Origin of the sequence: Pseudomonas sp. R45(2017), assembly GCF_002112305.1 — a bacterium.
Classification (GTDB): Bacteria; Pseudomonadota; Gammaproteobacteria; order Pseudomonadales; family Pseudomonadaceae; genus Aquipseudomonas; species Aquipseudomonas paraglycinae.
Genome location: NZ_NEHH01000001.1, coordinates 1 through 16,866, shown reverse-complemented (window position 1 = coordinate 16,866; position 16,866 = coordinate 1). Strand labels below are relative to the sequence as shown.

General features: G+C 60.4%; 19 protein-coding genes. 9 read left to right on the top strand and 10 right to left on the bottom strand.

Annotation, left to right across the window (positions count from 1 at the left end; translation table 11 throughout):
* The first annotated feature begins 1 nt into the window (after nt 1).
* Nucleotides 2–667, top strand: a complete 666-nt coding sequence (locus CAF74_RS00095) for a methionine ABC transporter permease (RefSeq protein ID WP_085744918.1) — start codon at nt 2–4, stop codon at nt 665–667.
* A 72-nt stretch (nt 668–739) separates the two neighbouring features.
* Entirely contained in the window at nt 740–1,510 is a 771-nt protein-coding gene (locus CAF74_RS00090) for a MetQ/NlpA family ABC transporter substrate-binding protein (protein WP_085744917.1), read from the top strand.
* A 36-nt stretch (nt 1,511–1,546) separates the two neighbouring features.
* Here the strand turns inward: CAF74_RS00090 and soxR are convergent, their stop codons facing one another.
* Entirely contained in the window at nt 1,547–2,005 is a 459-nt protein-coding gene (gene soxR, locus CAF74_RS00085; protein ID WP_085744916.1) for a redox-sensitive transcriptional activator SoxR, read from the bottom strand.
* Nucleotides 2,006–2,095: 90 nt separating this feature from the next.
* Between soxR and CAF74_RS00080 the strand changes: the two genes are divergently transcribed.
* Nucleotides 2,096–2,461, top strand: coding sequence for an antibiotic biosynthesis monooxygenase (locus tag CAF74_RS00080; RefSeq protein ID WP_085744915.1), 366 nt, complete (start codon nt 2,096–2,098; stop codon nt 2,459–2,461).
* Here CAF74_RS00080 and CAF74_RS00075 read toward each other — a convergent pair.
* Genes CAF74_RS00075 through msuE form a run of 4 tightly spaced genes read right to left on the bottom strand, consistent with a single transcriptional unit; the run spans nt 2,458 to nt 6,502 of the window.
* Nucleotides 2,458–3,561 (bottom strand): sigma-54-dependent Fis family transcriptional regulator, encoded by a 1,104-nt coding sequence (locus CAF74_RS00075; protein WP_085744914.1) that lies wholly within the window; start codon nt 3,559–3,561, stop codon nt 2,458–2,460. The two genes, CAF74_RS00080 and CAF74_RS00075, sit on opposite strands and share 4 nt — an antisense overlap.
* 23 nt (nt 3,562–3,584) lie before the next feature.
* A complete protein-coding gene (locus tag CAF74_RS00070) occupies nt 3,585–4,772 on the bottom strand; it encodes an acyl-CoA dehydrogenase family protein (RefSeq protein ID WP_085744913.1) in 1,188 nt (395 codons plus the stop codon).
* 10 nt (nt 4,773–4,782) lie between these two features.
* Complete coding sequence (gene ssuD, locus CAF74_RS00065) at nt 4,783–5,928, bottom strand: FMNH2-dependent alkanesulfonate monooxygenase (protein WP_085744912.1); 1,146 nt, start codon at nt 5,926–5,928, stop codon at nt 4,783–4,785.
* Nucleotides 5,929–5,938: 10 nt separating this feature from the next.
* Nucleotides 5,939–6,502 carry an FMN reductase gene (gene msuE / locus CAF74_RS00060; RefSeq protein WP_085745418.1) on the bottom strand — a complete coding sequence of 188 codons (564 nt, stop codon included), beginning with the start codon at nt 6,500–6,502 and terminating at the stop codon, nt 5,939–5,941.
* Nucleotides 6,503–6,891: 389 nt separating this feature from the next.
* Between msuE and CAF74_RS00055 the strand changes: the two genes are divergently transcribed.
* From CAF74_RS00055 to CAF74_RS00040, 4 genes are all read left to right on the top strand, one after another.
* Nucleotides 6,892–7,161 carry a hypothetical protein gene (locus tag CAF74_RS00055; protein WP_085744911.1) on the top strand — a complete coding sequence of 90 codons (270 nt, stop codon included), beginning with the start codon at nt 6,892–6,894 and terminating at the stop codon, nt 7,159–7,161.
* A 101-nt stretch (nt 7,162–7,262) separates the two neighbouring features.
* Nucleotides 7,263–7,877, top strand: a complete 615-nt coding sequence (locus CAF74_RS00050; protein WP_085744910.1) for a LysE family translocator — start codon at nt 7,263–7,265, stop codon at nt 7,875–7,877.
* A gap of 206 nt (nt 7,878–8,083) precedes the next feature.
* Nucleotides 8,084–9,250, top strand: a complete 1,167-nt coding sequence (locus tag CAF74_RS00045) for an aminotransferase class V-fold PLP-dependent enzyme (protein WP_085744909.1) — start codon at nt 8,084–8,086, stop codon at nt 9,248–9,250.
* A gap of 57 nt (nt 9,251–9,307) precedes the next feature.
* Complete coding sequence (locus tag CAF74_RS00040) at nt 9,308–11,116, top strand: aminopeptidase P family protein (protein WP_085744908.1); 1,809 nt, start codon at nt 9,308–9,310, stop codon at nt 11,114–11,116.
* Here the strand turns inward: CAF74_RS00040 and CAF74_RS00035 are convergent.
* Nucleotides 11,109–12,017 carry a LysR family transcriptional regulator gene (locus CAF74_RS00035; RefSeq protein ID WP_085744907.1) on the bottom strand — a complete coding sequence of 303 codons (909 nt, stop codon included), beginning with the start codon at nt 12,015–12,017 and terminating at the stop codon, nt 11,109–11,111. The two genes, CAF74_RS00040 and CAF74_RS00035, sit on opposite strands and share 8 nt — an antisense overlap.
* Before the next feature lie 112 nt (nt 12,018–12,129).
* Here CAF74_RS00035 and CAF74_RS00030 point away from each other — a divergent pair, with 112 nt between their 5' ends.
* On the top strand, nt 12,130–13,128 hold the full coding sequence (locus CAF74_RS00030; protein ID WP_085744906.1) for a zinc-dependent alcohol dehydrogenase family protein: 999 nt from the start codon (nt 12,130–12,132) through the stop codon (nt 13,126–13,128).
* Here CAF74_RS00030 and CAF74_RS00025 read toward each other — a convergent pair.
* Nucleotides 13,125–13,715, bottom strand: coding sequence for a 2-hydroxychromene-2-carboxylate isomerase (locus CAF74_RS00025; RefSeq protein ID WP_085744905.1), 591 nt, complete (start codon nt 13,713–13,715; stop codon nt 13,125–13,127). The two genes, CAF74_RS00030 and CAF74_RS00025, sit on opposite strands and share 4 nt — an antisense overlap.
* Before the next feature lie 33 nt (nt 13,716–13,748).
* Nucleotides 13,749–14,477 carry an SDR family oxidoreductase gene (locus CAF74_RS00020; protein ID WP_085744904.1) on the bottom strand — a complete coding sequence of 243 codons (729 nt, stop codon included), beginning with the start codon at nt 14,475–14,477 and terminating at the stop codon, nt 13,749–13,751.
* Nucleotides 14,478–14,568: 91 nt separating this feature from the next.
* Here CAF74_RS00020 and CAF74_RS00015 point away from each other — a divergent pair, with 91 nt between their 5' ends.
* A complete protein-coding gene (locus tag CAF74_RS00015; protein WP_085744903.1) occupies nt 14,569–15,138 on the top strand; it encodes a TetR/AcrR family transcriptional regulator in 570 nt (189 codons plus the stop codon).
* Nucleotides 15,139–15,148: 10 nt separating this feature from the next.
* On the opposite strand, the gene CAF74_RS00010 is transcribed toward CAF74_RS00015, so the two are convergent.
* Nucleotides 15,149–15,430, bottom strand: coding sequence for a hypothetical protein (locus CAF74_RS00010; protein WP_007955851.1), 282 nt, complete (start codon nt 15,428–15,430; stop codon nt 15,149–15,151).
* 168 nt (nt 15,431–15,598) lie between these two features.
* The gene (gene rhtA, locus CAF74_RS00005) at nt 15,599–16,486 is read right to left on the bottom strand and encodes a threonine/homoserine exporter RhtA (RefSeq protein ID WP_085744902.1); all 888 of its coding nucleotides are present in this window, start codon (nt 16,484–16,486) and stop codon (nt 15,599–15,601) included.
* Between the last annotated feature and the right edge of the window lie 380 nt (nt 16,487–16,866).

Below are 16,866 nucleotides of genomic sequence, written 5' to 3'. Positions count from 1 at the left end.
CATGGCCGAGTGGTTCAAACACATTTACTGGGCCGACATCGCCCAGGCCTGTCTCGACACCCTGAGCATGCTCGGCGCGGCGCTGCTGTTCACGGTGTTGTTGGGCTTGCCGCTGGGGCTGCTGTTGTTTCTCACCGGCAAGCGCCAGTTGCATGAAATGGTCGGCCTGTACCGGGTGCTGTCGGTGATCGTGAACATGCTGCGTTCGCTGCCTTTCATCATTTTGCTGATCGTGCTGATTCCACTCACCACGCTGCTGGTGGGTACGTCGCTGGGCGTGCCCGGGACCATTCCGCCGCTGGTGGTCGGCTGCACGCCGTTCTTTGCGCGGCTGGTGGAAACCGCGTTGCGCGAAGTCGATCGCGGCGTGGTCGAGGCGACCCAGGCGATGGGCGCCAACACCTGGCAAATCATTCGCCACACCTTGCTGCCGGAAGCCCGCGGCGGGTTGCTGGCGGCGGTGACGGTCACCGCCATCGTGCTGGTGGATTACACGGCGATGGCCGGCGTGATCGGTGGCGGCGGGCTCGGCGATCTGGCGATCCGTTACGGATATCAGCGCTTTCAGACTGACGTGATGGTAGTCACCGTGGTGTTGCTGCTGATTCTGGTGCAGGCCCTGCAAATGACCGGCGACCGCCTGGTGGCGCACTACAGCCGACGCTGAAAAAACAAGTTCACCCATAAAGGCCCCACGTTCACCCCACGACGGCCACTTAAATCTGCCTTGGAGCACAGCATGAAAAAGACCCTGGCCGTACTGGCTGCCGTTCTGTCGTTTGGCGCCCATGCCAACGAAAAACTGATCGTCGGTGCCACCCCGGTGCCGCACGCGGAAATCCTCGAATTCGTCAAACCGACCCTGGCCAAGGAAGGCGTGGATCTGGACATCAAGGTCTTCACCGACTTCATCCAGCCCAACCAGCAACTGGCGCTGAAAAACCTTGACGCCAACTACTACCAGTACCGGCCGTTTCTCGATGATTTCAACAAGACTCGCCACACCGATCTGGTGCCGGTGGTCGGCGTGCACATCGAACCGTTCGGTGCTTACTCGACCAAGATCAAGAACATCTCGGAGCTGAAGGACGGCGCCAGCGTGTCGATCCCCAATGACCCGGTAAACACCGGTCGCGCCTTGGTGCTGCTGCACGAGGCGGGGCTGATCAGGCTCAAGGATCCGAGCAACACCCTGGCCACCCAGCGCGACATCGTCGAAAACCCCAAGCACCTGAAAATCCGTGAGCTGGAAGGCGCGTTGCTGGCGCGTTCGGTGAGTCAGGTGGACCTGGCGTTCGTGTTCGCCAACTACGCGCTGGAAGCCGGGATCGACACCAACAGCGCGCTGATCGTCGAGAAAGGCAAGAGCCTGTACATCGAGTTTCTGGTCGCGCGTCCCGACAACATCAACGACCCGGGCCTGCAGAAACTGGCCAAGGCGTTGAATTCCGATGAAGTGCGTCAGTTCATTCTGACCCGCTACAAAGGGCAGATTGCGCCGGGCTTCTGATGGATCGAATTGAGGGTTCCCACGGCATGGGAACCCTCACTTGGGTACGTCGAGAAAGTGCGCCCCCGGCCCTTGCTCGCCCAGCACATCGCCCTGATTGCGCAGTGGGCAGGCTTCCATCGACAGGCATCCGCAACCGATGCAACCGGTCAGCCGGTCCCGCAACAGCATCAACTGATTGATCCGCTCGTCCAGCTCCCGCCGCCACTGCTCCGACAACACTTTCCAGTCCGCCGCCGTCGGTGCGCGGTTGTCCGGTAGCTGTTTTAACGCCTCGCCGATTTCCGCCAGCGGAATGCCCAGGCGTTGCGCCACTTTGATCAACGCGACCCGCCGCAGCACTTCCCGTGGATAACGCCGCTGGTTGCCGGCGTTGCGCTGACTTTTGATCAAGCCTATCGATTCATAGAAATGTAGGGCGGTGACCGCCACGCCGCTGCGGGCCGCGACTTCGCCGACGGTCAGTTGTTTGTGCACATTTTCCGCAGTGATCATTTGCAAAATGCCCCTTGACCTCTAGTTAACTCGAGGTTTTACCCTGCAGGCCTTCGAATCGCAAGATTCGTCTGACAGAGTGGGGATGTCATGCAAGCACCAGCGAAAAACCGCAGCTTTACCCAATTGATCGAATTTGAAATCGAACCCGGCCAGCAACCGGCGCTGGTCTCGGCGCTGGCGGTGCAGACCGAACGTCTGGCCCAGCGTTACGCCGGCTTCGTCAGCGCCAGCGTCCAGGCCAGCGACGATGGCCGGCGAGTGTTGAGCTTTCTGCAATGGCAGTCCCGCGAGGCGGGGGAGGCGGCGTTCCAGAGTTTCGAATCCGGCGAGCAGGATTTCTGGCAACTGATTCGTACCCATCAGGCGCGCACCGTGACCTTCGGTTCATTCCAGGTGCTGAGCAGCATCGCCCGCAGTCACGACGACGGTTTGCACTGCCAACTGGTCGGCTAGATCGACAGCTGGATCAAGCGCTCGCCTTGCAGGTTTTCCGTGGGCCGCCGCTTGTTCACCGCCAGTTCGCCGATCTTGATCAGCCGCGTGCGGGTGACGTTGCGGCTCAGGCCGAGCAGGGACGCGGTGTGCACCTGGTTGTAATGGCAGAAGCGATAAGCTGCGCGCAGCAACGCGTCTTCGACCTTCTCATGCAGGGCGCCGGCCTGTTGTTCGAAGAGTTTCTGGAAGGCGCGTTCCAGCAGCGCTTCCGGTGAGTCGTCGGCAGTCGTGTGCTGATCGTCGGGACGATCAATGCGCAGGTTCGACAGGCGCAGATCATCGCGTTCGATCACGCCGTTACGGCAGATCAACAGCGTGTGATGGATGACGTTTTCCAGTTCGCGGATGTTGCCCGGCCAACTGTAGCCGCGCAGTTTGTGTTCGGCGCCGGGGCTGATGGTGATGCGTCCGTAGCCCAGGCGCTGACTGTAGGCCTCGATGAAATGCCGGGTCAGCGGCAGGATGTCGCCGGGCCGCTCGCGCAACGGGCTCAGTTCCAGATTGACCACGTTCAGCCGGTAATACAGATCCTCGCGGAAATGCCCGGCGTTGATGGCTTTCTCCAGTTGCACGTTGGTTGCCGCCAGCACCCGCACATCGATGGGGATGCTCTTGCGCGAACCCAGGCGCACCACTTCACGCTCCTGCAAGACCCGCAGCAACTTGACCTGAATCGCCATCGGCAGATCGCCGATTTCATCGAGGAACAAAGTGCCGCCATCCGCCTCTTCGAACCAACCGGCCTTGGCGCTGAGGGCGCCGGTGAAGGCGCCTTTTTCGTGGCCGAACAGTTCGGCTTCCACCAGCGATTCGGAAAATGCCCCGCAGTTCACCGCAATGAACGGCCGATTGCGCCGGTTGCTCAGGTTGTGGATGTGCCGCGCTACCAACTCCTTGCCGGTGCCGGTTTCGCCGATGATCAGCACACTGGCTTCGCTCGGTGCGACCTGTTGCAGATGCGCGAGCAGGGCCTGGGATTTCGGGTCTTCGAACACCTGGGCGGTGGCGCGGATTGAGGTGGCCAGGGCGGGTGAAGGCGGCAGGGTCAGCAGTTGCATGGGTCTCGCTCCACGAAAGGAAATCAGGAATAGAACGTCGGCACCGGCAGGGACTGGTTCAGCGCCCAGTCGCCCAGCTCGTGGAGTTTGTAATCCAGCGGGTCGTGCAGGGTTTGCGTGCGCAGGTTGCGCCAGTGTCGGTCGAGGCGCAGCGAGGCGTGGGTCGAACGGGCGCCGGTGACTTCGAACAATCGGCCGCAAATCTCCAGGCCCTGGCGGCTGGCGGCGACCTTCGCTGTGGCAATCGCCGTGGCCAGATGGCCGCGTTCTTCGGCGCTCAGGTTCGGGCCTTTGGCCCAGGCCTCGTCGAGCAACGCAGCGGCGCGTTCCACCAGCAATCGGATGCCTTCGAGGGCGACCCAAAACTCGCCGTAATGGGCCAGCACATAAGGATCCTCACGTACCTCGCGCACCGAGGATTTGTGCCAGACACGGGTTTCGCTGAGGGTGTATTGCCGCGCTTCTTCAAAAGCCCCTTCGGCAATGCCGAGAAACATGTGGGTGAACGTCAGTTGCGCGATCAACGGGCGCAAGCAGGCGAACGGTGTGCTCAGCGGCCCCGGATCCAGCAGCAGTTCCGATTCTTCGACCCGCACCCGTTCGAACGTGGCGCTGCCGCTGTCGGTCTGGCGCTGGCCGATGTTGTTCCAGTCGTTGTGCAGGGTGATGCCGCTGCGCCCGCTGGGGATCGCCGCGATCAACAGTTTGCCGCCGTTGCTTTCGTCCACCGCCGAGGCGATCAGCATCTGCGAATCGCTGGCGCCGGAGCAGAAGCTCTTCTTGCCGGAAAACTCGCGCCAGCCACCGAGGTCCTTGACCACGGTGCGGGTGTCCAGCGGATTGAGCGCGTTGCCCCAGAACCAGTTCTGCCGCGCGGTCTGTTCGAACCACGGCTGCCATTGTTCCGGGCGAGAAAACAGCCGCACGGTGGCGAGCATCAAATGATGAAAACCGAAGACGTGGGCGATCGAGCTGTCGACCTTGGCGAACTCGCGCACCACTTCCAGCGTTTCGCTCCAGCGCGCGCCGAGGCCGCCGTAACGGGTGGGAATGCTCAGGGCCAGCAGACCGCTGTCGCGCAGGGCATCACGTTCGGCTTTCGGGGTGCCGCCACGCTCGTCGCGCTCGACGGCGGTCAGAGCAAATTCGGCGGCCAGTTGGCGGGCGGTCTGCAACGGGGAGAGCAGGGTGCTTTGCGGTTTGGCAGTCACTCGGTCTTCCTCAGGCGTTGGCTTTGGCGGGCAAAACATCGTTGGCGATCATTTCGCCAAACGGCCCGGTGAGGTTGGTCACGCCGCGTCCGGCCAGGCTTGCATACGGCTCGGGCAACAACGGGAACACCAGCTCGGCAAAGCGGTAGGCCTCTTCGAGATGCGGGTAGCCGGAGAAGATGAAGCTCTCGATGCCCAGATCCGCGTATTCCTTGATTCGCGCCGCCACCTGCTGCGGATCGCCGACCAATGCAGTACCGGCACCGCCGCGCACCAGGCCGACGCCGGCCCACAGGTTGGGGGCGATTTCCAGGTTGTCGCGGCGCCCGTCGTGCAGGGCGGCCATGCGCCGCTGGCCTTCGGAGTCGAAGCGCGAAAAGGATTTCTGCGCGGCCTCGATGGTTTCGTCGCTGATGTGCTCGATCAGTTTGTCGGCGGCTTTCCAGGCTTCTTCGGCGGTCTCGCGCACGATCACGTGCAGGCGGATGCCGAACTTCACTTTGCGCCCGTGACGCGCGGCGCGTTCGCGTACATCGGCGAGTTTTTCGGCGACGGCGGCCGGTGGTTCGCCCCAGGTCAGGTACACGTCAACCTGCTCGGCGGCCAGATCGTGGGCCGCGTCGGAGGAACCGCCGAAATACAGCGGTGGATAGGGTTTCTGCACCGGCGGATACAGGGCTTTGGCGTTCTGCACCTTCAGGTGTTTGCCTTCGAAATCCACCGCTTCGCCTTGCAACACCCGGCGCCAGATTTTCAGGAATTCGTCGGTAACTTCGTAGCGTTCGCTGTGGCTGAGGAAACTGCCGTCGCCACGGTTTTCGTCGGGGTCACCGCCGGTCACAACGTTGATCAGCACGCGGCCATTGGACAGTCGATCCAGGGTCGCGGCCATGCGCGCCGAGACGGTCGGCGAGATGATTCCCGGACGGATCGCCACCAGATAACGCAGGCGTTCGGTGAGCGGCACCAGCGCTGAGGCGATCACCCACGAGTCTTCGCAGGAACGCCCTGTGGGAATCAGCACGCCGTGGTAACCGAGGCTGTCGGCGGCTTGCGCCACCTGTTTCAGGTAATTGAGGGTGACCGGGCGCGCGCCTTGGGTGGTGCCCAGATAGTGACCGTCGCCGTGGGTCGGCAGGAACCAGAAAACATCCATGAGCTGCTCCTTAAGCGATCTTCAGCAACGGTTTGAGGTGAGTGCCGAACAGCGGCGCGGCGCGTTCGGCTGCCAGGCGGATGCGCGCTTTTAGCGGTTCGCTGGTGATCTGGTAGTCGGCGAAATCGGCTTCGGTGGCGTACACACCGATCGGCAGGGTCACAGCCTGGAAGAAGCTGAACAGCGGGCGCAACTGGTGATCGAGCACCAGCGCATGGCGTTCGCTGCCACCGGTGGCGGCGAGCAGCACTGGTGTGTCGATCAGCGCATTCAGGTCGATCAGGTCGAACAAATGCTTGAGCAGTCCCGGATAGGAGCCGCGATACACCGGCGCGGCGACGATCAGCAGATCAGCCTGTTCGATGGCCTGCAGCTCGGCTTCGATCTCGACCGGCAGTTCTTGACGGGACAGCGCGGCGCCCAGCGGGCGGGCGATGTCACCGAGTTCGATCAGATGACTCTCGACCGGCAGGTGCCCGGACAATTCGGTCAGCAGGGCTTGGGTCAGCACCAGGGTGCGGGACGGACGCCAGGTTCCGCCGGACAGGGCGACGACTTTCAGTGGACGCGACATGGTCAGTTCCTTTTTCAACAGTTGCTCGGCGAGCAGTGAGTAGTCACTGGAGCAGAGCAAGCGCTGTACCAATTCCTGTAAGGCCCGTATTCCGGGGCTTTGAGCGTTTTCGGTGGCTGTGCTCATGTGACTTTTAGGCCGGTTTGTTGAACCACTGTTGCCTGGGAAACAGTTGCTGGAGCAACAGTGCCGAACGCGATGAGGGATTTATAAAGGCTGACTGTTATTCCGTAAAAGACTGTTAATTGATATTGATAGGTCTTTTTAGAATATAAAGGGGGGATACTGTTCGAATTCTGATAGCCACTATTGAGAGCGTTGATTTCTGCCAAAGCGTGCCCGGGCGTAGCCTTTCTCCATCGACCCACACTGCTCGCCAGGACGCTCCCATGAATCGTTTACTGACTGTTTCGCTGATGCTCGCTGTCTCCGTTCTCGCCGGTTGCGCGAGCCATGTTTCCCCGGAACTGCGCCCTTACACGGCGGAAGAAACCCGCGAACTGGCCCTTGAAACCTTGAACCGTCGCGGTCTTTCCTTCGAGGAATATCATGCGAAAAAAGCCGAATTGCTCGGCCAGCCACAGAAGACTTTCGGGTTTGATAGCAAAGGTGAGATGAGCGCCGAGCGGGCCGTACAGCTGCACGGTCGTCCAAGCTGATTCATAACTGTACTGCTTGAAGTTTTACCCAACTGTCCGTGGGTTTGCTCGGCGCCGTGGGATAGGGTCAACTCCTGAATGACCCTGACGGACTGCCTGCCATGACCCTCTCGCTCGACCTGCTGCTGGGCTTCGCCCTGTTTGCCCTTGTCACCTCGATCACACCGGGGCCGAACAACACCATGTTGCTGGCATCGGGCGTGAATTTCGGCTTTAACCGCACCATCCCCCATATGCTCGGCATTACCTGCGGTTTCTTCGTGCTGGTGGTGGCGGTGGGTTTTGGCCTGGGCGCGGTGTTCCAGACTTATCCGCTGCTTTATACGGTTCTGCGTTACGTCGGCGCGGCGTACTTGCTGTACCTGGCGTGGAAAATCGCTCACTCCGGCCCGGTCGGCGACAGCGAGCAGGGCGAGGCGAAACCGATCAGCTACCTCGGCGCGGCAGCCTTCCAGTGGGTCAATCCCAAGGCGTGGATCATGGCCATTGGCGCCATCAGCACCTACGCGCCGATGCAGGGGTATTTCACCAACGTGATCGTGATTGCGGCGGTGTTCGCCATCATCAACCTGCCGAGCGTCGGCGTCTGGGCTGCGTGCGGGACCTTGCTGCGCAACGTGCTCAAGGATCGCCGCTGGTTGCGGGTGTTCAACTGGGGCATGGCGGCGCTGCTGGTGATTTCGCTGTATCCGTTACTCCTTGAAAGCTTTAGCTGACGCAGTGCTACAACCGCCGGCCCGATGCCTGTTAAAGTCGCGTTCAGGAGCGTTCCTACGCACTTTTAAATGAAGTTGTTCTTCTTTAACGGCATCCGATCAGGTATTGATGACGCTCTCGAACCCGGACGCAGCTCACAAGGCTGCGTCGTGCCGTTTGTAGACACGAGCTTCCTGATCCCGGAACACGCTCTGCGAGTCTTTTTATGAACACACGTCCGCTGTATTTCGATTACGCCGCCACCACCCCGGTGGACGAGCGGGTCATCCAGGTGATGATCGAGTGTCTGGGTTTCAACGGTAACTTCGGCAACCCGGCCTCCAGTTCCCACGCCTTCGGCCAGCAGGCCCGGCAAACGGTCGAGAACGCTCGCCGGCAAGTCGCCGAACTGGTCGGCGCCCAGGCGCAGCAGATCGTCTGGACCTCCGGCGCTACAGAATCCAACAACCTCGCCCTTAAAGGCGTGGCTCAGGCTCGTGGTGTGTCCGGCGGGCACATCATCACCAGTCAGATTGAACACAAGGCCATCCTCGACACCGCCCGGCAATTGCAGGACGCCGGTGTCGCCGTGACCTATCTGGTACCGGACGCCGAAGGCCTGATTACCCCGCAAGCGGTCAGCGAAGCGATGCGCGATGACACCTTTCTGGTGTCGCTGATGCTGGTGAACAACGAACTCGGCACCGTCAACGACATCCCGGCCATCGGCGAAGTGGTGCGTGGGCGTGGAGCGTTGTTCCACGTCGATGCGGCCCAGGGCGCCGGCAAGGTCGCGATCGATCTGGCGCAATGGCCGGTGGACCTGATGTCGTTTTCGGCGCACAAACTCTACGGCCCCAAAGGCATCGGCGCGCTGTACGTCGGTCCGCGTGCGCAGCAGCGGTTGCAGGCGCAGATTCACGGTGGTGGCCACGAGGGCGGCTTGCGTTCCGGTACCCTGGCGACTCACCAGATTGCTGCCATGGGCTCGGCTTTTGCCCTGGCCGCCGAGGCGTTTGATGACGAGAAGAAAACCATCGTCGCGCTGCGCGAGCGACTGCTCGAACAACTGTTGAGCCTGCCCGGCGTACGCCTCAACGGCAGTTCCACCCAACGTATCCCGCACACCTTGAGCCTGACCTTCAGCGAAGGCGAGTTCAATCCGGCGGCGCTGAGCCATTCGATCGCGTTTTCCGCGACCTCGGCCTGCAATTCCGCCAGCAACACACCGTCCCACGTCTTGCTGGCACTGGGGCATGACGCCCACCTGGCGGGACGCACGATTCGTCTGAGCCTCGGTCGTTTCACCACCGCCGAGGACATCGACAAGGCTGTAGATCTGATCAAGACCGCCTGCGCCAGTGCTCCGGCATTCTGGGCGACAGGGCTTTAACGAGCCGGCTTCGAACGGCACCGAACAATAACGATGAAGTGATTGGCAGGAGACATGATGAGTACCCAGACTTTGACCGAAGGAACGGTTCCCCAGCGCCTCGCGCACACCCGTGAACTGATGCGTCGCGAAGGTATCCACGCGTTGCTGGTGCCGTCCGCCGATCCGCACCTGTCGGAATATCTGCCGGGTTACTGGCAGGGCCGGCAATGGCTGTCGGGTTTCCATGGCTCGGTCGGCACGTTGATTGTCACCACCGATTTCGCCGGGGTCTGGGCCGACAGTCGCTACTGGGAACAGGCGACCAAGGAACTCAAGGGCAGCGGTATCGAACTGGTGAAACTGCAACCGGGTCAGCCGAGCCCGCTGGACTGGCTGGCCGAGCAGACGCCGGAAGGTGGCGTGGTCGCGGTCGACGGCGCAGTGATGGCCGTCGCGTCGGCGCGTACGCTGGGCAGCAAGCTCGAAGCGCGGGGCGCCAGTCTGCGTACCGACATCGACTTGTTGAAAGAAGTCTGGAGTGATCGCCCGGCGTTGCCGAATGCGCCGATCTATCAGCACCTGCCACCGCAGGCGACTGTCAGCCGTGGCGAGAAACTCGCCAAGCTGCGCGAAACCCTGCAGGAGCGCGGTGCTGACTGGCACTTCATCGCCACCCTCGACGATATCGCCTGGCTGTTCAACCTGCGCGGCGGCGATGTGTCGTTCAATCCGGTATTCGTTTCCTTCGCGCTGATCAGCCAGCAACAAGCCACGCTGTTTGTGGCACTGAGCAAGGTCGATGCTGAGCTGCGTGCCGTGCTGGAAAAAGACGGCGTGACCCTGCGTGACTACAGCGAAGTCGCTGACGCCTTGCGTGCTATTCCGAGTGGCGCGAGCCTGCTGGTGGATCCGGCGCGGGTCACCAGCGGTCTGCTGGATAACCTCGACACTGGCGTGAAGCTGGTCGAAGGCCTGAACCCGACCACCCTGGCCAAGTCGCAGAAGAGTCTTGCGGACGCCGGGCACATTCGTCAGGCGATGGAGCAGGATGGCGCGGCGCTGTGCGAGTTTTTCACCTGGCTGGAATCGGCCTGGGGTCGCGAGCGCATTACCGAGCTGACCATTGACGAGAAACTCACTGCTGCTCGTGAGCGTCGTCCGGATTATGTGTCGCTGAGTTTCAACACCATCGCCGCATTCAACGCCAACGGCGCGATGCCGCATTACCACGCCACCCCGGAGGAGCACGCGGTGATCGAGGGTGATGGATTGTTGCTGATCGATTCCGGTGGTCAATACCTGGGCGGCACTACCGACATCACGCGCATGGTGGCTGTTGGTACGCCAACCGAAGAGCAGAAGCGCGATTGCACTCGTGTGCTGAAAGGCGTGATTGCCTTGTCCCGCGCACATTTCCCGAAAGGCATTCTGTCGCCGCTGCTGGATGCGATTGCCCGCGCACCGATCTGGGCAGAGAACGTCGACTATGGTCATGGCACCGGCCACGGCGTGGGTTATTTCCTCAACGTTCACGAAGGTCCGCAGGTGATCGCCTATCAGGCAGCGCCGGCGCCACAAACCGCCATGCAACCGGGAATGATCACCTCCATCGAACCGGGCACTTATCGTCCGGGCCGCTGGGGTGTGCGGATCGAGAACCTGGCGATGAACGTTGAAGCGGGAAGCAGCGAGTTCGGCGAGTTCCTCAAGTTCGAAACCCTGACCCTGTGCCCGATCGACACTCGCTGCCTGGAGCCGTCGTTGCTGACGCAGGAAGAGAAACAGTGGTTTAACGCCTATCACGCCGAAGTGCGCGAGCGCCTGAGTCCGCTGCTTGAAGGCGCGGCACTGGAATGGTTGAACACGCGTACTGCTGCTATTTAACAGGTTGAAGCTCGGGCGCTGCAGCCAGCGCCTGGGTCATGAAATCGACAAACGCGTTGACCCTGGCGGACTGGCGACGGTTCGCCGGGGACACGGCGTGAATCGGCAATGATCGGGTCTGATAGTCCTGCAACAGGGCGACCACTCGACCGGCCTTCAAGTACTCGCTGAACAACCAGACCGGTGACAGCGAGATCCCCAGTCCTCCCAAGACCATTTCGCGGATCGCTTCGGAGTTGTTGCTCTGGGCGTTGCCCTGGATGCGTACGTCGTGGTGTTGGCCATCCTTCTCGTAAGTCCACAGATTCTGAGTGCTGAGCAGGTTGAATTGCAGGCAGTTGTGCTGCGTAAGATCCTGAGGTGATTGTGGGTGACCGTGGCGTTGCAGGTAATCGGGCGTCGCCACCGTGAGCCGGTGGGTGGTGCCGATGCGTCGGGCGATCATGCCGCTGTCGTTCAGCTCACCGATGCGCAGGCTGACGTCCAGGCCTTCGCTGACCAGATCCAGATTCTGATCGCTCAGTTGCAGGTCGATCTGCACCTGCGGATAGCGCTGCAGAAATTCCGCCAGTCGCGAGGCGATCTGCAAACGGCCGAAACTGACGGAGGAGCCAATCCGTAAAGGACCGGCCACGGTTTCCCTGCCGGACTGGAAACTGTGCTCGGCGGCATCCACGGCGGCGAGGATATTTCGGCATTCGTTGTAGTACCGCTGACCTTCATCGGTCAGTGACAGCTTGCGTGTACTGCGGGCAATCAGCTTGCCGCCCAATTCATTCTCAAGGGCGCGCAGGACTTTGCTGATGGTCGGCTGGGTGGTGTGCAGTTCCCGGGCAACGGTGGAGAAACTGCCGCGTTCGACCACCCGGACGAAGATGGCCATTGCGTTGAGCTTGTCCATGAAGCGCCTCATTCATGCCGATTCGGCATGCTCACTATAGTCATTTGACGTCTTATCGGCATGGGGCTGCTGCGGGAGCATGGCTTCACTTTCTCCCACAGGAATGACCGAAATGACTGACTCACTCAACATGAAAGCCCTGATAGTGGACACCGCGAACGGGCCGTTACGCTTGGTTTCCCTTGAGCGCCCCGTGGCAGAGGCCGGGCAGGTACTGGTGCGGATCAAGGCCAGCGGTGTGAATCCGCTGGATCTGAAAATCCGTGCGGGGCAGGCCGCCCATGCCCGGCAACCGTTGCCGGCGGTATTGGGGCTGGATCTGGCGGGTGTGGTCGAAGCGGTGGGTGAGGGCGTGCAGAATTGGGCGTCGGGCGACGAGGTGTATGCGTTGGCCACAGGCATTGGTGGCGCGCAAGGTTCGTTGGCCGAGTTTGCAGTGGTGGACGCACGACTGCTGGCGCGTAAGCCTTTGAACTTGAGCCCGCGCGAGGCCGCGAGCCTGCCATTGATATTGGTCACGGCGTGGGAAGGCCTGGTGGATCGGGCTCGGATGAGTGCGGGGCATAAAGTATTGATTCACGGTGGAGCGGGCGGCGTCGGGCATGTGGCCGTTCAACTGGCCCGAGCATTCGGTGCAGATGTTTATGCAACAGGTTCTGTGAGGCAGCGCTCGATCATCGAGGGTTACGGTGCGACGTTCATCGATTATCTAGAGAGCTCGGTGGAGAACTATGTCGCCGAGTTCACGGCGGGGGAGGGGTTCGACATTGTTTATGACACGGTCGGCGGCGAGACGCTGGACGCCTCGTTCAAAGCCGCACGGATCTACAGCGGACATGTGCTGAGTTGTCTGGGCTGGGGGCAGCACAGCCTTGCGCCGTTGTCGTTTCGTGGGGCGACGTATTCGGGCGTGTTCACCTTGTTGCCGTTACTGACCGGCAGGGGCTGTGAGCATCATGGCGAGATTTTGCGACAGGCTGCCGCGCTGATTGAGTCCGGTCAGCTGCGACCTCTGCTTGATCCGCATCAGTTCACGCTGGAAACCGCCGGAGAAGCCCATGAGCTGCTGGCAGCGAAAGCAGCTCAGGGGCGTGTGGTCGTGGAGATTTAGCGAAGGGCTTCCACAACGAAGTCGAGCCGGTCCTGACCGAAGAACAACTGGTTGTCGATGAACATGCTCGGCGCACCGAAGACGCCACGCTTCACGGCGGTTTCGGTGTTGTCTTTGAGCGCAGCCTTGACTGCTTCATCGTTGGTCAATACCAGTACTTCTTCAGGATTGAAGCCATGTTCGGTCAGCACGGCGGCAACTGTTGCCGGCTCATCGAGGGCGCGGCCTTCAACCCACAGCGCTTTGAACAGGCAATCGATGAATGCCAGGAAGCGATCAGGATGACGCAGTTGAATGCCGGTGACCGCGCGCATCAACATCAGGGTATTGATCGGGAAATGCGGGTTGAATTTCAGGGGCACGCCGTAGCGTTTGGCGTAACGGTCCAGGTCCTGAAACATGTAACGACCCTTGGCCGGGATCATTGCCGGCGACGCGTTGCCGGTGGCTTTGAAGACGCCGCCCAGCAACATCGGAATGTAGATCAACTGGCTGCCGGTTTCAGCGCAGATTTTCGGCAGTTGGGTATACGCCAGGTAGGTGGCGGGGCTGCCGAGATCGAAATAGAACTCCACGGTTTTGCTCATGTTCGCTGCACTCTGTTTTTGTTATTGGGGGGATTACCAGCGCTCGTTCCACGGACGCAGATCCAGTTCGAACGTCCAGGCGTCCCGTGGCTGGCTATGCAGATACCAGTAGTTCTCGGCGATGTGGTCGGGATTGAGAATACCGTCCTGATCCTTGGTGGCATATTTGTCAGGGAAATTGTCGCGGATGAAGTCGGTATCGATAGCGCCGTCGACCACGACGTGGGCGACATGGATGTTCATCGGGCCAAGCTCTCTGGCCATGCTCTGTGCCAGAGCCCGGATACCGTGCTTGGCTCCGGCGAATGCGGCGAAGCCTGAGGCGCCGCGTAATCCGGCAGTTGCGCCGGTGAACAGGATAGTGCCGCGGCTACGGGTCACCATCCGTTTGGCGACTTCCCGGGCATTAAGAAATCCGGAGAAACAGGCCATTTCCCAGATCTTGAAATACTTGCGTGCGGTTTCTTCGAGGATGCTGCAGGGTACGTTGGCGCCGATGTTGAAGACGAATGCTTCAATCGGGCCCAAGCGGGTTTCGATGTCTTCGATCAGCGCAATTACGTCTTCTTCCTTGCGCGCGTCGCAGGCAAACCCGTGGGCTTCGCCACCGTTCGCTTGAATGGTTTCCACCAAGGGCTGCAATTTGTCGGCGCTGCGCCGCGTGACGCACGCGACGAAACCTTCCTTGGCGAACCGCTTGGCGATGGCGCCGCCCGTGGCATCACCTGCACCGACAACCAATACGACCTTCTTGTTATTCATGGGCGGATCCCTTTAGTAAACGATCGTTAAGTGAACGAACGTTATGCTAGGATTTGCTCAGCGTCAAGGCACTCAATGTGAGGACAAATACATGCGGTATTCCGCCGGTCACAAGCTGGAAACCAAAGAAAAGCTCCTGCAAAGCAGCTCGCTGTCTGCGAAAAAGACCGGGTTTTCATCAATGGGCGTCGATGGCCTGATGAAGGCGATCGGCTTGAGCGGGGCGGCGTTCTACAGCCATTTCTCGTCCAAGGACGCCCTGTTCGCGGCTATCGTCGAGCGCGAGTTGTGCCAGAGTCTTGAACGCTTGGGCGGGCAGGGTACGCAGGATCGCGAACGGCTGGAGCGGTGCCTGAAACTGTATCTGAACATGGCCCATGTCGAGCAGCCTGAGCTGGGCTGCGCATTGCCTGCACTGGGCGCCGAGATAGCGCGGTCGGATATTGTTGTGCGGGAGCAGGCCGAGCTGTGGATTTGTAAGCTTCAGGAAAGTTGGGCGCAGATTCTGGAAAGCGACAGCCTGGCCTGGGCGATTCTGTCGCAATGTGTCGGGGCACTGGTGGTGGCGCGTATGTTGGCGTCACCGAAGATTCAGCAACGGATGCTGAAGTCCTGTCATGAGGAGATCGGACACCAGCTCGCCGCTTCGCGAACGCACTAGTGGCGATGGTTTATTTGCAGATGACGATCATGCTGCGGCTGGTATAGCCGGCGGGGTTGAGGCCGAAGGGGTAATCACCCGGTTCTTCCACGGTATCGCCTGATTTGGCGATTACCTTGTAGCCCTTCGGCGCGCAAGAGTTTGCAGCGCTGGCGTAGCACTTGTCCCAAGAAGAGGACAACCCCGAACAGTTGATGTGCAGCCCTTTCTTGCCATGCTTGACCTGGGTCTTCGACGTCGCCGCGCAGCCCGCAACGGCGAGTATGGCGATCAGTATCAAAATTCGTTTCATTACCGTCCTTATGGCGGCCTCGAGTCTGGCGCTCGGGTCTGCCTGTATGCGCTCTCGCTTGACGCGTTCCGATGTCCCTATCCGAAAAAATCCATGTCTGGCATTGGGTTGCGAGGCTAAACATGGCCTAAATGAGCGCCAAATGCCAGACCTTCGTTCAATCCCCTTTTAATCCGCGGCGATGGCGGGTTTGGCAGTGCTGCCCATGGTCATGGTTGCACCGACGGAGGCCAGAATAATGCACAGGATCGCCATCCATTGTGACAAAGAAAGGTATTCCTGAAGGAATAGCAGGCCCGACAGCGCGCCAAAGGCCGGTTCGATGCTCATCAGCGTGCCGAAAGTGCGGGCGGGCATGCGGGTGAGGGCGACCATTTCCAGTGTGTAGGGGAGGGCGGTAGACAGGATCGCGACGCCGATAGCGATCGGGATCAATGCCGGAGTCAGCAGTGCGCTGCCGGCATGGACGATGCCGATGGGGGCGACGAACAGGGCTGCGATCATCACGCCAAGCGCTGCGGTGGTCACGCCGTTATCTGCGCCGGCCTTTTGGCCGAACAGAATGTATAGCGCCCAGCAAACGCCGGCTCCCAGTGCATAACCTGCACCGACCAGATCGATGCCCGCGGACGTAGCGCCAGTCGGTATCAATAGCAACAAGCCGATTGCAGCCAGGGCAATCCAAACAAAGTCGATTGCGCGACGTGAGGCATAGATGGCGACCGCCAGCGGGCCGGTAAACTCCAAGGCAACTGCGATGCCGAGCGGAACGGTGCGTAGCGACATATAGAAGAGGAAGTTCATCCCCCCCAGCGCCATCCCGTAGACAATCACTGTGCGCAGCGACTTGGCTGTCAGCTTCGCCCTCCAGGGTTTGAGCAGTAACAGCATGATCACGCTGGCGAAAATCAAACGCAGCGTCGTTGTGCCTTGGGCGCCCACGATGGGGAACATGCTTTTAGCCAGCGAAGCGCCGGACTGGATTGATGCCATAGCTATTAATAAAAGGCCAACCGGGAACAGGGTTGAGGCAAGGCTGCGAGGTTGGTCGTTCATTGCGTGGCATCATCCGAGGAAGTAGCTGGTGTGTTGGGCAATATAGTGCGCACTCACTGCGTTCGCGTCTATATAGGAGCAGCCTTTTTCCCTCTCTTGATAGAAAACGCAAATTAGGGGTTGACGGCAGATTCTGAGTCTCTATAATTCGCCCCACTTCCGGCGCAGTCGAAACGGAAAACTCCTTGAGATTCAATGAGTTAAGTAGGTTTCGAAGGCGGGTCGCTTCAGTTCATCGAAGTCTGGAAGGAGTTGGAAATGCCGGTTCTTTTGGTGCTTTCAACGGTTCGATCTTCTCGGTCGAAAGCGGAGAAAAAGAGGTGTTGACAGCAGCGTGTAACGCTGTAGAATTCGCCTCCCGCTAACGAGAGATCGGAAGC